This window comes from Paenibacillus eucommiae, assembly GCF_017874215.1.
GTDB classification, from domain to species: Bacteria; Bacillota; Bacilli; order Paenibacillales; family NBRC-103111; genus Paenibacillus_AI; species Paenibacillus_AI eucommiae.
On sequence record NZ_JAGGLB010000014.1, the window covers coordinates 88,504 to 101,833 of the forward strand.

The following is a 13,330-nucleotide window of genomic DNA, read 5'->3' on the forward strand; positions in this document are numbered from 1 at the left end:
ATTATACCAAACATTTGTTCTTTTATCCAGTGGATTTAGGAAAAATATCTTGATTTATAAACGTAAATTTAAGTGAATCAAAGTAAATCAAAGTGAATTTCCAGTGACCTTAGGTGAAGCTGAGTATTCTGTCTGATGTAATTCTGAGCAAAAGGGATAGTGGCCATACATTAAGAAACCAGATGTTGTGAAAGAGGAAATAAGTGATCTTTACAGAAGAAGCCGAATGCGATATTATAGAGCTAATGATCAAGACTCGATGTAACTGGCGACGAGTGGGTACAACCACAATGGAGCATCGAGCTATACGGCCGGTCGCCTGGGCAAAAGAGCACCACACATCCGTGTGTCCCGCTCTTTTTTCGTTTTTCGGTAAGCCATGAGCTATAATATGAAATATGTGTGGTGCTGCGCTGAGCTTGTCCTATGTATTCATATATGGAAGCAGGCTGCTGACATTGCAAAAAAGCGAGGAGTGTAGGCTATGAAAATTGCTATAGGTGCAGATCATGCTGGATATCGACTAAAGGATGTAATTATTCCTTATATCGAAGCTCTGGGTCATGAAGTTACGGATTTGGGCTGTAATTGTGAGGACTCTGTAGACTATCCCGATTATGCGCTTTCCGTTTGTGAGAAAGTACTTTCAGGTGAAGCGGACAAAGGCATTCTGATTTGTGGCACTGGCATTGGTATGACGATTGCTGCAAATAAGGTTCCTGGAATTCGCTGCGCCTTGGTTCATGATTTGTTTTCTGCCAAAGCGACCAGAGAGCACAACGATTCAAATGTGCTTGCGATGGGAGAGCGGGTTATTGGTCCTGGAGTAGCTCAGGAGATTGTGAAAATTTGGATTGAAACTGAGTTTTCGCAAGGTGTTCGTCACCAGAACCGGGTAAATAAGGTCAAGGATCTTGAAGATCGTTACACACTGCACCCTTAAGGAGAAGTGATCCGATGTCAGATTCGCAGCTCAGTGAAATTGGTCAGGCTGTAGAGATAAATCTACGGGAATTGGTACGTATAGGTGGGCTTAAGGCCGGGCAATTGCTTGTAATTGGCACGAGCACCAGTGAGGTGCTTGGATATCGTATTGGAACCTCTGGCACATTGAATGCGGCTGAGCCTATTTACTGGGCCGCGGATCGGATAGCGGCTGAATTTGGTTTGTATCTGGCGTTTCAATGCTGTGAGCATTTGAATCGCGCGCTTGTTGTGGAGGAGGAGCTTCTTGCTCTACACAGGCTTGAACCAGTCTCAGCGATTCCAGTGCCTGGAGCTGGAGGCTCGATGGCCTCTTATGCGTATAGACACTTTAAGCAGCCTGTGTTAGTTGAGTCGATCCAGGCCAATGCAGGAATCGATATAGGAGATACGCTAATTGGCATGCATCTTCGGCGTGTTGCTATACCTGTCAGACCGCCGATACGTTTTGTGGGCGAGGCACATGTTACGATGGCTTTTACACGACCGAAGCTTATTGGTGGTCCTAGAGCGGTTTACACAGAGCAAGCGGCAGATGAGGCTATAAGTAAGTCTATAAGCCAGGCTGCGAAGCAACCTGTTCGCGCTGGTAAATCTCTTGAAGCATCTGAAAACCAGATGGCTGCTATCGTATCTGAGACGGATAACTGTAAATAGATATAGTTTTTTGCTGCAAAGTTGTACACATGCATTACCCAATATGTTATTGAGACCTAGGAGGAATTAAAAATGACTGAATTTTTAAGTAAACAAGACCCTGCTATTGTAGAAGCAATGAATTTGGAGATTGGCCGCCAACGTGACAAAATTGAACTTATCGCTTCCGAGAATTTTGTAAGCCAAGCTGTGCTTGAAGCTATGGGAACTGTATTGACTAACAAATATGCAGAAGGTTATCCAGGCAAAAGATACTATGGCGGCTGCGAGCATGTAGACATCGTTGAGACCATTGCACGCGACCGTGCTAAGGAGCTTTTCGGTGCTGAGCACGCGAATGTACAGCCTCACTCAGGCGCACAAGCCAATATGGCTGTTTATCTGGCAGCAGTGAATCCTGGAGATACGATCCTTGGGATGAATCTGGCACACGGTGGCCATTTGACCCACGGTAGTCCGGTGAGTGCTTCCGGTATTTTATATAACTTCGTGGCTTATGGCGTAAGAGAGCAGGATGCCCGGATTGACTACGACGAAGTACGTAAGATTGCTTTTAAAAATAAGCCTCGCTTGATCGTAGCTGGCGCTAGTGCTTACTCGCGCATTATTGATTTTGAAGCTTTGGCTCAAATTGCTAACGACGTGGGCGCTCTTTTCATGGTAGATATGGCGCATATTGCTGGTCTGGTAGCGGCTGGTCTGCATCCGAGCCCTGTGCCTCATGCACATTTCGTAACGACTACCACACACAAGACACTTCGCGGTCCTCGCGGCGGTCTGATCCTTTGCCGTAAGCCATGGGCTGCAGCCATTGATAAAGCTGTATTTCCAGGTATTCAAGGTGGTCCTTTGATGCACATTATTGCAGCAAAAGCAGTTGCTTTTGGCGAAGCGCTTCAACCTGATTTTAAAGTATATGCTCAAAAAGTTATTGATAATGCAAAAGCATTGGCAGAAGCGCTGCAGGCTGAAGGTATTAACCTCGTTTCCGGTGGGACAGACAACCACTTGATGCTGGTTGATCTTCGCAACCTGAACATTAGCGGCAGAGATGCTGAGCATTTGCTTGATGAAGTTGGCATCACTGTGAATAAGAATGCAATTCCTTATGACCCAACAAGCCCATTTGTAACCAGCGGTATCCGCCTTGGTACGCCTGCATCTTCGGCTAGAGGTATGGATGAAGCAGCGATGAAGACCATCGCACAAATTATTGCTCTTACTCTTAAAAATCCTTCGGATGAAGCCAGCCTTGATAAAGCACGCGGTATGGTTAAAGATTTAACTGCAGGATTCCCGCTTTACCCAGGCCTGTCCTACTAATTTTTCATGATAAAATTTTGTCAAAAAGCCGGCTCTTTGGAGTCGGCTTTTCTTTGACAATTAAGAAAAGTTCAAGCGCTTTGCAGCGGTAAAGCGTTAGGGCTATAGTTTATTTGGAACAGGAGAACCTATTGTCGTTTTATGTTCACTATCCCTTTCGCTCAGAACAAGACGCCAGGTAGCTATCAGTTTGAGCTTGGTGTGCGATTGTAGCTAATGAGAGTTAATGGGTGTGGGCGGAAGAGCGGTAGCGTCCGCCTTTAAAGATTTGTTCTTACCTCCTCATCGATACTATTCAAGGGAACAAATCTTTAACAGCGGCTGGAGCCCACATCCATTCACTCCACCCTGCACCGAGGTCTCGAACACGTACCTCAAAGGACGCGGCAAGGGACTGTTGACAAATTACCTTTTTGACGAAATAGACGTTTGAGAACCCGCATAAACACTGGGTATCTAAAAGTCATTTTTCGTAAAATTGGCTTTTGTCAACAGTCCCGCAAGGCGTTTTTCTCAATTAGGAGATATGTGAAATAACATATGCTATAATAAATTGGGTTTGTGTAATATCCAAATTTATTTAGATTCCAGGGGGGCGAGTATGGGGAAAGTTTTCATTTGTGATCATCCTCTCATTCAGCACAAGCTGGCTTACATCAGAGACGAGAAAACTATTACAAAGGATTTTCGCGAGCTGGTAGATGAAGTTGCTACTTTAATGGCTTATGAAATAACAAGGGATATACCGCTTACAGATGCCCAGGTAACGACACCTGTTACGACGGCCAATTGCCGTATGATTTCGGGCAGGATGCTTGGACTCATTCCTATTTTACGGGCTGGTCTGGGCATGGTTGATGGTATTCTAAAGCTTGTACCCGCGGCTAAGGTGGGGCATATCGGCCTTTATCGCGATCCAGAAACCCTTCAGCCAGTGGAGTACTACGTAAAGCTGCCAACAGACGTCCAGGAGCGGGAACTGATTGTTATAGATCCAATGCTCGCTACGGGCGGTTCGGCCAATGCAGCCATTGAGCTGTTGAAGCGCAGAGGCTGCAGTTCAATGAAGCTGATGTGTCTGATAGCAGCCCCGGAGGGCATCAAGGCTGTTCAGAATGCGCATCCGGAGATTGATATTTATGTAGCGGCTATTGATGATTTCTTGAATGATCATGGCTACATTGTACCTGGTCTTGGTGATGCTGGAGACCGGTTATTTGGCACCAAATAGAGAGGGAGAAGTGGATGAAACGACTTAAAATCATTACCATATTCGGTACCAGACCTGAAGCGATCAAGATGGCACCGCTCATCCTTGAGCTGCAAAAGCATCCTGAGCATATCGAATCACTTGTTTGCGTGACCGCGCAGCATCGGCAAATGCTGGATCAAGTTCTTGATATTTTTAAAATTAAGCCGGATTTCGATCTGAATGTTATGAAGGACCGTCAAACCTTGAATGAGGTTACGATACGTGTGCTGCAAGGGCTCGAGCCTGTTTTCCGGGAAGCGAAGCCCGATCTGATTCTTGTCCACGGAGATACACTGACGACCTTTCTAGCCAGCTATGCTGCGTTTATGCAGCAAATTAAGGTTGGCCATGTGGAAGCCGGACTCCGGACCTGGAATAAGCAGTCGCCTTTCCCTGAAGAGATGAACCGTCAATTGACGGGAGTGCTTGCTGATCTGCATTTTGCTCCTACGGAGTGGTCTGCCGGCAATTTACGGAAAGAAAATAAATCAGAAACAAGTATTTATGTGACAGGAAACACCGTTACTGACGTTTTCCAATATACGGTGCAGCAGGATTACAAACATCCCCTGTTAGATTGGGCCAAAGGCAAGAGGCTTATCCTGATGACCGCTCACCGCAGGGAAGCGCAAGGGGAGCCGCATCGGCAAATTTTTCAGGCTGTGCTTAAGATCGCTGAAGAGTTTGATGATGTTGCTATTGTTTATCCAGTGCATCCCAGCCCGGCTGTCAAGGAACCAGCTTTTGAAATGCTAGGCAATCATCCGCGAATAAAATTGGTCGAGCCTCTGGATGTATTTGAATTTCATAACTTTTATCCCCATGCCTATATGATCCTCACTGATTCCGGCGGTCTTCAAGAAGAAGCGCCATCGTTTGGGGTTCCAGTTCTAGTAATGAGGGATAACACAGAGCGTCCGGAAGGCATTGATGCGGGCACCCTGGAGCTTGTCGGGACTAGCGGCGAGAAGGTATATGAGCGTACAAAAGAGCTCCTGACGGATCCAGAATTATATAGCCGGATGAGTCAAGCTGCCAATCCTTACGGGGATGGAAAAGCGTCCGAGCGCATCGCTCAGGCCATTCTACAGCACTTCGGATACAGCAAAGACCGTCCGCAAACGTTCCATCCGTGACAAAATCATGACAAACGCAACAGCATACAGTTTCACTGTTTGGTTTGAAACGGCGGAAAGCCCTGTCGGAAGCGGATTTTCGTGAGATTTAATAGGAAACTTTGAATTTTATCTCAATTGACAAATGAAGGTTTATTTCGATAAAATAAATGAGGATTGTTAGGGGATCAGCCAATGAATCAGAAAGATCCGTACAATCAGTCACCTTGGCGTGCCGCTTTTCTAGTAAGTGCCTTAGGTTTCGATATTATCGTCTGCACATTTGTCGGTTATTGGCTGGGCAACTTCGCAGGTAAACAGTTTGGCGACGTGAAGTCTTGGACTGTTGGAGGGGTACTGTTTGGTTTTGCAATCGGTATCGCCACGGTTGTACTGGTACTCAAAAAGTTTCTGGAGGATAAACAGGAATAATGAATACCCAGTTGAAGCCCATGGTTCGAATCACGTTACTCGTTGTGTCTGTTTCTTTGCTTGTTTGGATCATTTTCCCGTCCTATCGGACTTATGCTGCTGGTCTCGTGCTTGGAGTCGTCATTAGTTTTATTAATGCCTGGTTTCTCTTCATGAAGATCGAAGCGCTCGCACGCAATGCGGCGGAAGGATCCGATAAGCGTATCAATCTTGGCTTTATCTCCAGGGTATGTATGGCTATTATTGCAGTGATGATTGCTGTGAAAATACCAGATTTCAACCTTGTTTTTACCATCATTGGATTGTTTTTCGTCCAAGTGGCAACACTCCTTAGGGGAATGTTTATTAGCAATAAAGATTAATCCGCAATGCATGGAAAGGGGGGAAATGTTAAATGCATGAGTTTCCAGTGCTAGAAATTGGTGGACTGAATATAGACGTATCCACTTTTCTGGGAATCATTGTTTCCAGCATAATCGTTTTGATACTGGCTCGTCTATCCGTCAGAAATTTGTCCGTTACAAACCCGTCTAAGATGCAAAATTTTATGGAATGGGTTATTGATTTTGTACACGGAATCATTGCCAGCACCATGCCTTTAAGTAAGGCGAAAAACTATATTTCACTTGGTATGACGATCATGATGTTCATCTTTGTTGCGAATCTGTTAGGTCTTCCTTTCGGTATTGTTACTACCCATGAGCAGCCTGTTGAGTGGTTTGGGTATACGATTATTTCCCAGGAGACGATTAATAACGCACACGGAGATCATGGTGCGGAGATTGCTTGGTGGAAATCTCCTACGGCCGATATATCCGTTACCTTTGGACTAGCTATTGTTGTTTTCTTCCTGATCCATTTCTTAGGACTTAAACAAAATAGAAAGCATTATTTAAAACATTACTTGGAACCGTTCTGGTTTTTCTTGCCGCTTAATTTGATTAAGGTAGTTTCCAAGCCACTTACGCTCGGTTTACGTCTCTACGCGAATATTTTTGCAGGAGAGGTACTGATCGCAACGATATTGATGGCTGGCGTGTTTGGTACGCCGCTTCTACTTGCATGGCAGGGCTTCAGTATTTTCGTAGCAGCCATTCAGGCGTTCTTGTTCACGATTCTCACAATGGTGTACATTTCAGAAGCAACTGTACATGAAGAGGATCATTAACATCTTATGAACTTACCCTTGTGGATGATCGCTGAAACACGCGGGCAATAAAGGCTAAGATTATATAGAATACAAATCTAACAACATTTTTGAGGAGGATTTTACAAATGGATTATTTAGCAGCAGCTTTAGCAATTGGTTTAGGCGCACTTGGCGCAGGTATCGGTAACGGTCTGATCGTTAGTAAAACAGTTGAAGGTATTGCTCGTCAACCCGAGCTTCGCGGAACATTGCAAACTACTATGTTTATCGGGGTTGGTATCGTAGAGGTTGTTCCAATCATCGGTGTTGTACTCGGATTTTTGATCTTCTTCGGAGCTTAATACTCCGAAGAGCAGGTTTGGCGCGGAAGGCCTAGCCATCCACGCCTTCGTTTTGCTTGAGATGACTGAAAGGAGTGACATGGATAGTGGAAGCAATGGGTTGGCACTGGGAGTCGTTTGTATTTGCGATCGTCGCATTTGTGGCTTTATTTCTACTGTTGCGCAAATTCGCATTTGGTCCGCTGTTTGGGATCATGGAAGAGCGCAAGCGTTTGATTACGGAACAGATCCAAACAACGGAGCAAAACCGTTTGCAATCAGAGCAATTACTTGCTGAACAAAAGCAAGCTATGCAGGATGTGCGCAAAGAAGCTCACGAAATCATCGAACAGGCTCGCAGCATTAGCAGCAAGCAGGGAGATGAAATTATCGGGCAAGCTAAGACCGAAGCTCATCGTCTGAAAAACGAAGCCGTTAAAGATATCGAAAATGAGAAAAATAAAGCAATTTCGGCTCTGCGCAGTCAAGTTAGCGCAATGTCCGTAATGATTGCTTCCAAAATTATTGAAAAGCAAATCGATGAGAAGTCGCAGGAACAATTGGTTGAGCACTACCTGAAAGAGGTAGGGGGCAAACAATGAGCGCAGACATCGTTGTAGCGAAAAGATATGCGAAAGCTCTTTTTGAGGTGGCAAGAGAGAAATCCCTTGTCACAGAAATCGAAGAGGAGCTGCGCAGTATTGTCAAAGTGATTGAAGAGAATGCCGATCTTGGCAAGCTTCTGAATCATCCGAACATTACTACATCGGCTAAAATCGATCTTCTGAAAAAGTTGTTTGAAGGCAATGTTTCTGATGTTCTCTTCAACACACTGCAGCTTTTGTTTTCACGTGGAAGAGAAGCCTTGCTTCCTCAGCTGTTAATCGATTATATTCGCATCGTCAATGATGCGCTCGGACGGGCTACAGCGATCGTGAAAACACCTTTTGCTCTGAGTGAAAGCTCTCAGCAGACAGCCGCAGCTCAATTTAGCAAAGTTACCGGTAAAACCATTCGAGTTGAGAATGTTGTAGATCCAGCTCTAATTGGCGGCATGCAGGTTCGCATCGGCGACCGTCTTTATGATGGAAGCTTGCTTGGGAAGCTCGATCGGTTTGAAAAGTTTTTATCAAATGCTTAAGCACTGTAAGAATAGGGGTGAGGTTCGTTGAGTATCAGACCTGAAGAAATCAGTACGCTGATTAAACAGCAAATTGAGAATTATAAGTCCGATATGCAAGTGGTGGATGTAGGTACCGTCATTCAAGTAGGGGACGGGATCGCTCGTGCACATGGTTTAGAAAATGTAATGTCCGGAGAGCTGCTTGAATTCTCCAATGGCGTTGTAGGTATGGCTCTTAACCTCGAAGAAAACAACGTCGGTATCGTTATCATGGGACCTTATACGGACATCGTGGAAGGCGACCAAGTGAAACGGACAGGACGCATCATGGAGGTTCCCGTTGGTGAGGAACTGCTTGGACGCGTTGTGAACCCGTTAGGTATTCCTTTGGATGGCAAAGGTCCAATCAATACGACCAGCTTCCGTCCCGTTGAATCTCCAGCACCAGGCGTTATGGCGCGTAAATCCGTTCATGAGCCTATGCAAACAGGAATCAAGGCTATCGATGCCATGATCCCGATCGGTCGCGGACAACGTGAGTTGATTATTGGTGACCGTCAAACTGGTAAAACAGCGATTGCGATTGACACGATCATTAACCAAAAGGGTAATGGCGTGAAATGTATTTACGTGGCAATTGGACAAAAACAATCCACAGTTGCAGGGGTAGTAGAAACACTTCGCCGTAATGGCGCATTGGAGTATACGATCGTTGTTACAGCGAGTGCCTCCGAGCCTGCTCCTTTGCTCTTCCTGGCTCCGTATGCAGGCTGCGCAATGGGTGAATACTTCATGTATAAAGGCGAGCACGTTCTTGTCATCTACGATGACTTGACCAAGCAAGCATCCGCATACCGTGAGCTTTCCTTGCTGCTTCGTCGTCCACCGGGTCGTGAAGCTTATCCGGGTGACGTATTCTACTTGCATTCCCGTTTACTGGAGCGTGCGGCTAAGCTTAATGAATCATTGGGAGGCGGATCTTTAACAGCTCTTCCTTTCATCGAGACTCAAGCAGGCGACGTATCCGCATATATTCCTACCAACGTAATTTCCATTACCGATGGTCAAATCTTCTTGGAATCCGACCTATTCTATTCCGGACAACGTCCTGCGGTTAACGTAGGTATTTCCGTATCCCGGGTAGGGGGCGCGGCGCAAATTAAAGCGATGAAAAAGGTAGCGGGAACACTCCGTCTGGAGCTTGCCCAATATCGTGAGCTTGCAGCATTTGCGCAATTTGGTTCTGACCTGGATAAATCTACACAAGCTCGTTTGAATCGTGGACGTCGTACGCTTGAAATCCTTAAGCAAGGCGTGAACGAACCTCTTTCTGTCGAGAAACAAGTCGTAAGTATTTACTGTGCGGTTAAAGGCTTTTTGGATGATGTAGCTGTTGAGGACATTATCCGTTTTGAGAAGGAATTCCTGTCCTTTATGGATACCACTCAAGAAGCGGTTTTGGCTAACATCAGAGATACTAAGGATCTTACTAGCGACAACGAAAAGGCTTTAACAGATGCAATTAACAAATTCAAAAAAGGCTTTGCCGGTTCTGCGGTATAAGAATAGATGATCCTGCCAAGGCAATTTTCACGAGGGGACTGCCCAACAAGGAGCTTGCTTTGGCAATTAGGATTCTGTAACAAGCCTTGTTCAAATATCAGAAAGTTTACAATTTCTTACGCTGCTCTGATATTTCTAGGCAAACGTGCTCGTCCGAGTAGGACGGCGCAGCCGTTTACCCTTGATGCCAGGCTTAGCGCTTGTGCTTTCGAAGTTAGCTTTTCATGAATGAAAAGCTCTAAGGTGGTGAAACAGTTGGCCAAAAGTATGCGCGAAATTAAGCGCCAAATCAAAAGTACTCAGAACATGAAGCAGATTACGAAAGCGATGGAGATGGTTGCGGCCTCCAAGCTCAGAAGAGCTCAGGAAAGTGCACAATCTTCACGTCCCTACGCGGATAAAATGAAGGAAGTTATTTCAAGTATCGCTGTTGGCAGTAAAGGCATTAAGCATCCTATGCTGGAAACAAGGCCGATTAAAAAGACAGGATACCTGGTAATTACTTCAGATAATGGTCTTGCCGGAGGATACAACGCGAACGTGCTTCGTAAAGTAATGAATACCATCAAGAGTAAGCATAAATCCAAGGATGAGTATTCCGTATTTGTAATTGGTCGTAAAGGAAGAGATTTCTTCCGCAAAATGGGCATTCAACCTTTGGAGGCAGTGACAGACCTTTCTGACTCTCCTAAATTTGCCCAAATTAAAACCATTGCTGCTTCTGCTGTGAAAAACTTTGAAACGGGAGTTTACGATGAATTGTACCTCGTGTATAACGAGTTTATTAACGCAATTTCTCAAGTTCCGGTAGAAAAGAGACTGCTTCCTCTGGAGGAAGTTGCCAGCACAGGCGCAGTAACTAGCTATGAGTATGAGCCCTCTGCAGAAGGGGTATTGGAAGAGCTTTTGCCCCGTTATGCTGAAACGCTGATTTATAGTGCGGTTCTGGAAAGTAAAGCCAGCGAGTTCGGAGCGCGCATGACTGCAATGGGAAGCGCGACGAAGAATGCTACGAAGATGATCTCTTCCCTGACTTTGGTTTACAACCGTGCGCGTCAAGCCGCGATCACTCAAGAAATTTCCGAGATTGTTGCTGGAGCGAACGCTCAAGGATAATCGGATGGATATAAATGCTTAACGAGGAGGGAAAACCATGAACAAAGGACGCATCGTGTCCGTTACAGGTCCGGTTGTTGACATTGAGTTCGAGCGTGGACAACTGCCTAACATTCTGAATGCAATCAGAATTGAAAAAAAAGCCGACTCCACAGCGGGAAAAGATATCAGCCTAACGGTTGAAGTTGCCGTTCATCTAGGCGATAACTTGGTTCGCTGCGTAGCTATGTCCACTACAGACGGTCTGGTACGTGGTGTAGAGGCTATAGATTTAGGTGTGCCTATTAGCGTCCCTGTTGGCGCTGTTACTTTAGGACGGGTATTTAATGTATTGGGAGAAGCTATCGACAACAATGGAGAAGTGGACCGCAGCCTAACTAAGCCGATCCACCGTGCTGCTCCAGGGTTTGACGAACTGACTACCCAATCGGAAATGCTGGAAACCGGTATTAAGGTTATTGACTTGCTTGCTCCATACGTTAAAGGTGGTAAGATTGGTCTTTTCGGTGGTGCGGGTGTAGGTAAAACAGTTACGATTCAAGAGTTAATCAATAACATTGCACAAGAGCATGGTGGTATTTCCGTATTCGCGGGTGTTGGTGAGAGAACTCGTGAAGGTAATGACTTGTACCACGAAATGAAGGATTCCGGCGTTTTGGGTAAAACAGCGATGGTATTCGGTCAAATGAATGAGCCTCCAGGTGCGCGTCTGCGTGTTGCCTTGTCAGGGCTGACGATGGCTGAGTATTTCCGTGATGAAGAAGGTAAAGACGTGCTTCTGTTCGTCGATAACATCTTCCGTTTTACACAAGCTGGCTCCGAGGTTTCAGCGCTTCTTGGACGTATGCCATCTGCCGTAGGTTACCAGCCAACGCTGGCAACTGAGATGGGTCAACTGCAAGAGCGTATTACTTCCACTAACAAAGGTTCAGTAACGTCTATTCAGGCTATTTATGTTCCTGCGGATGACTATACCGATCCGGCTCCTGCTACAGCGTTTGCGCATTTGGATGCAACTACGAACCTGGAGCGTAAGATTTCCGAAATGGGGATTTTCCCAGCGGTAGATCCGCTAGCTTCCAGCTCGAGAATTCTGACTCCTGCAGTTGTAGGACAAGAACATTATGATGTAGCTCAAGGCGTTAAGAGAATTCTTCAGCGCTATAAAGAGCTTCAAGATATTATTGCGATTTTGGGTATGGATGAGCTGTCTGATGAAGATAAAGTGACTGTTCAACGCGCCAGAAAAATTCAAGTTTTCTTGTCCCAACCTTTCCACGTGGCTGAGCCATTTACAGGAATCAAGGGAAGATACGTACCAGTTAAAGAAACTGTACGCAGCTTCAAGGAAATTCTTGAAGGCAAACATGATGATCTGCCTGAAGGGGCATTCCGTTATGTTGGTACGATTGAAGAAGCGGTTGAGCAAGCGAAAAAGCTTTAATTCAAGGTCGTCGAACTAGCTAGACCTAAGCGAACGCATAGGGGGAATGGAACGTGAGTACTTTCCTTTTGGAAATCGTAACTCCGGAACGCAAAGTGTACGCCCAGAATGTTCGTATGATCATCGCCAAAGGTTCTGAAGGAGAGCTCGGTATTCTCCCGAATCACATTCCGCTAGTCACTCCACTTCGAATTGCACCTTTGACCGTAAAGCGTGAAGACGGCAAGACCGATTTTATCGCTGTTAACGGTGGATTCATGGAAGTGCGCAAGGATAAAGTGGTAATTTTAGCGGAAAGTGCAGAATTGCCCGGAGATATTGATATTGAACGTGCCAAATCGGCCAAAGAGCGGGCTCAAGGCCGTGTGTCCGGTAAAAAGGATCAAATTGATTTGATCCGCGCCGAGCACGCGCTGCAAAGAGCGCTTAGTCGTATCGAAGTGTACGGTAAGAAAGGCTAATAAACCAAAGAATCAGCTGAAGAGTTTCTCTTAGCTGATTCTTTTTTTTTTGAAATTACTGAAAAGTGTATGGTTGAAGGATGCCTGGAATGAATATTGTACATTTACATGGTACAGCTTTACAGTGATAAAGTGACTAATATTACAATTCCTCTCCGAAGGAAGCAGACAGGAAGTGTAGTTTTTCCATTTGTCCACTATCCCTTTCCCTCAGGAGAGCAATCTCTTGTTGTCAGTTCGTTTGTGGGGTGGCAGGTTCGATACCTTGAAGCTGAGAGGGAAGGGACATGGGGAGGATGAGCGTTAGTAGCATCTTAGTAGCAGCCCGCCCTCCGCTACTCCACTTAACGATGTTTTTCATCGTTAAAATAAGAATTCCTGGGCCATCCG

General features: G+C 45.6%; 15 protein-coding genes and 1 riboswitch. All 15 genes read left to right on the forward strand.

Annotation, left to right across the window (positions count from 1 at the left end; translation table 11 throughout):
• The first annotated feature begins 251 nt into the window (after positions 1 to 251).
• A riboswitch (ZMP/ZTP riboswitch) is annotated at positions 252 to 332 on the forward strand.
• 152 nt (positions 333 to 484) lie between these two features.
• The 15 genes from rpiB (at position 485) to J2Z66_RS20265 (ending at position 12,940) form a co-directional block, all read left to right on the forward strand.
• Positions 485 to 943, forward strand: a complete 459-nt coding sequence (gene rpiB, locus J2Z66_RS20195) for a ribose 5-phosphate isomerase B (RefSeq protein WP_209973713.1) — start codon at positions 485 to 487, stop codon at positions 941 to 943.
• 14 nt (positions 944 to 957) lie between these two features.
• On the forward strand, positions 958 to 1,641 hold the full coding sequence (locus J2Z66_RS20200) for a TIGR01440 family protein (protein WP_209973715.1): 684 nt from the start codon (positions 958 to 960) through the stop codon (positions 1,639 to 1,641).
• Between the two features lie 72 nt (positions 1,642 to 1,713).
• Positions 1,714 to 2,964, forward strand: coding sequence for a serine hydroxymethyltransferase (gene glyA / locus J2Z66_RS20205; RefSeq protein WP_209973717.1), 1,251 nt, complete (start codon positions 1,714 to 1,716; stop codon positions 2,962 to 2,964).
• Positions 2,965 to 3,565: 601 nt separating this feature from the next.
• The gene (gene upp, locus J2Z66_RS20210; RefSeq protein WP_209973719.1) at positions 3,566 to 4,195 is read left to right on the forward strand and encodes a uracil phosphoribosyltransferase; all 630 of its coding nucleotides are present in this window, start codon (positions 3,566 to 3,568) and stop codon (positions 4,193 to 4,195) included.
• Between the two features lie 14 nt (positions 4,196 to 4,209).
• Positions 4,210 to 5,352, forward strand: a complete 1,143-nt coding sequence (gene wecB, locus J2Z66_RS20215; protein WP_209973721.1) for a non-hydrolyzing UDP-N-acetylglucosamine 2-epimerase — start codon at positions 4,210 to 4,212, stop codon at positions 5,350 to 5,352.
• Between the two features lie 174 nt (positions 5,353 to 5,526).
• Positions 5,527 to 5,763, forward strand: coding sequence for an AtpZ/AtpI family protein (locus J2Z66_RS20220; RefSeq protein ID WP_209973723.1), 237 nt, complete (start codon positions 5,527 to 5,529; stop codon positions 5,761 to 5,763).
• The gene (locus J2Z66_RS20225; protein ID WP_209973724.1) at positions 5,763 to 6,125 is read left to right on the forward strand and encodes an ATP synthase subunit I; all 363 of its coding nucleotides are present in this window, start codon (positions 5,763 to 5,765) and stop codon (positions 6,123 to 6,125) included. The genes J2Z66_RS20220 and J2Z66_RS20225 overlap by 1 nt, the downstream gene beginning before the upstream one ends.
• Positions 6,126 to 6,157: 32 nt before the next feature.
• A complete protein-coding gene (gene atpB / locus J2Z66_RS20230; protein ID WP_209973726.1) occupies positions 6,158 to 6,931 on the forward strand; it encodes a F0F1 ATP synthase subunit A in 774 nt (257 codons plus the stop codon).
• A 107-nt stretch (positions 6,932 to 7,038) separates the two neighbouring features.
• Positions 7,039 to 7,254 (forward strand): F0F1 ATP synthase subunit C, encoded by a 216-nt coding sequence (atpE, locus tag J2Z66_RS20235; RefSeq protein ID WP_209973728.1) that lies wholly within the window; start codon positions 7,039 to 7,041, stop codon positions 7,252 to 7,254.
• 95 nt (positions 7,255 to 7,349) lie between these two features.
• Positions 7,350 to 7,835, forward strand: a complete 486-nt coding sequence (atpF, locus tag J2Z66_RS20240) for a F0F1 ATP synthase subunit B (RefSeq protein WP_209973921.1) — start codon at positions 7,350 to 7,352, stop codon at positions 7,833 to 7,835.
• Entirely contained in the window at positions 7,832 to 8,374 is a 543-nt protein-coding gene (locus J2Z66_RS20245) for a F0F1 ATP synthase subunit delta (RefSeq protein ID WP_209973730.1), read from the forward strand. Before atpF ends, J2Z66_RS20245 begins: the two co-directional genes overlap by 4 nt.
• A gap of 27 nt (positions 8,375 to 8,401) precedes the next feature.
• Positions 8,402 to 9,919, forward strand: a complete 1,518-nt coding sequence (gene atpA / locus J2Z66_RS20250) for a F0F1 ATP synthase subunit alpha (protein WP_209973732.1) — start codon at positions 8,402 to 8,404, stop codon at positions 9,917 to 9,919.
• A gap of 255 nt (positions 9,920 to 10,174) precedes the next feature.
• Entirely contained in the window at positions 10,175 to 11,035 is an 861-nt protein-coding gene (atpG, locus tag J2Z66_RS20255) for an ATP synthase F1 subunit gamma (RefSeq protein WP_281068866.1), read from the forward strand.
• Positions 11,036 to 11,072: 37 nt separating this feature from the next.
• A complete protein-coding gene (atpD, locus tag J2Z66_RS20260) occupies positions 11,073 to 12,479 on the forward strand; it encodes a F0F1 ATP synthase subunit beta (RefSeq protein ID WP_209973733.1) in 1,407 nt (468 codons plus the stop codon).
• Positions 12,480 to 12,532: 53 nt separating this feature from the next.
• A complete protein-coding gene (locus tag J2Z66_RS20265; RefSeq protein ID WP_209973735.1) occupies positions 12,533 to 12,940 on the forward strand; it encodes a F0F1 ATP synthase subunit epsilon in 408 nt (135 codons plus the stop codon).
• The last annotated feature ends 390 nt before the right edge of the window (positions 12,941 to 13,330 follow it).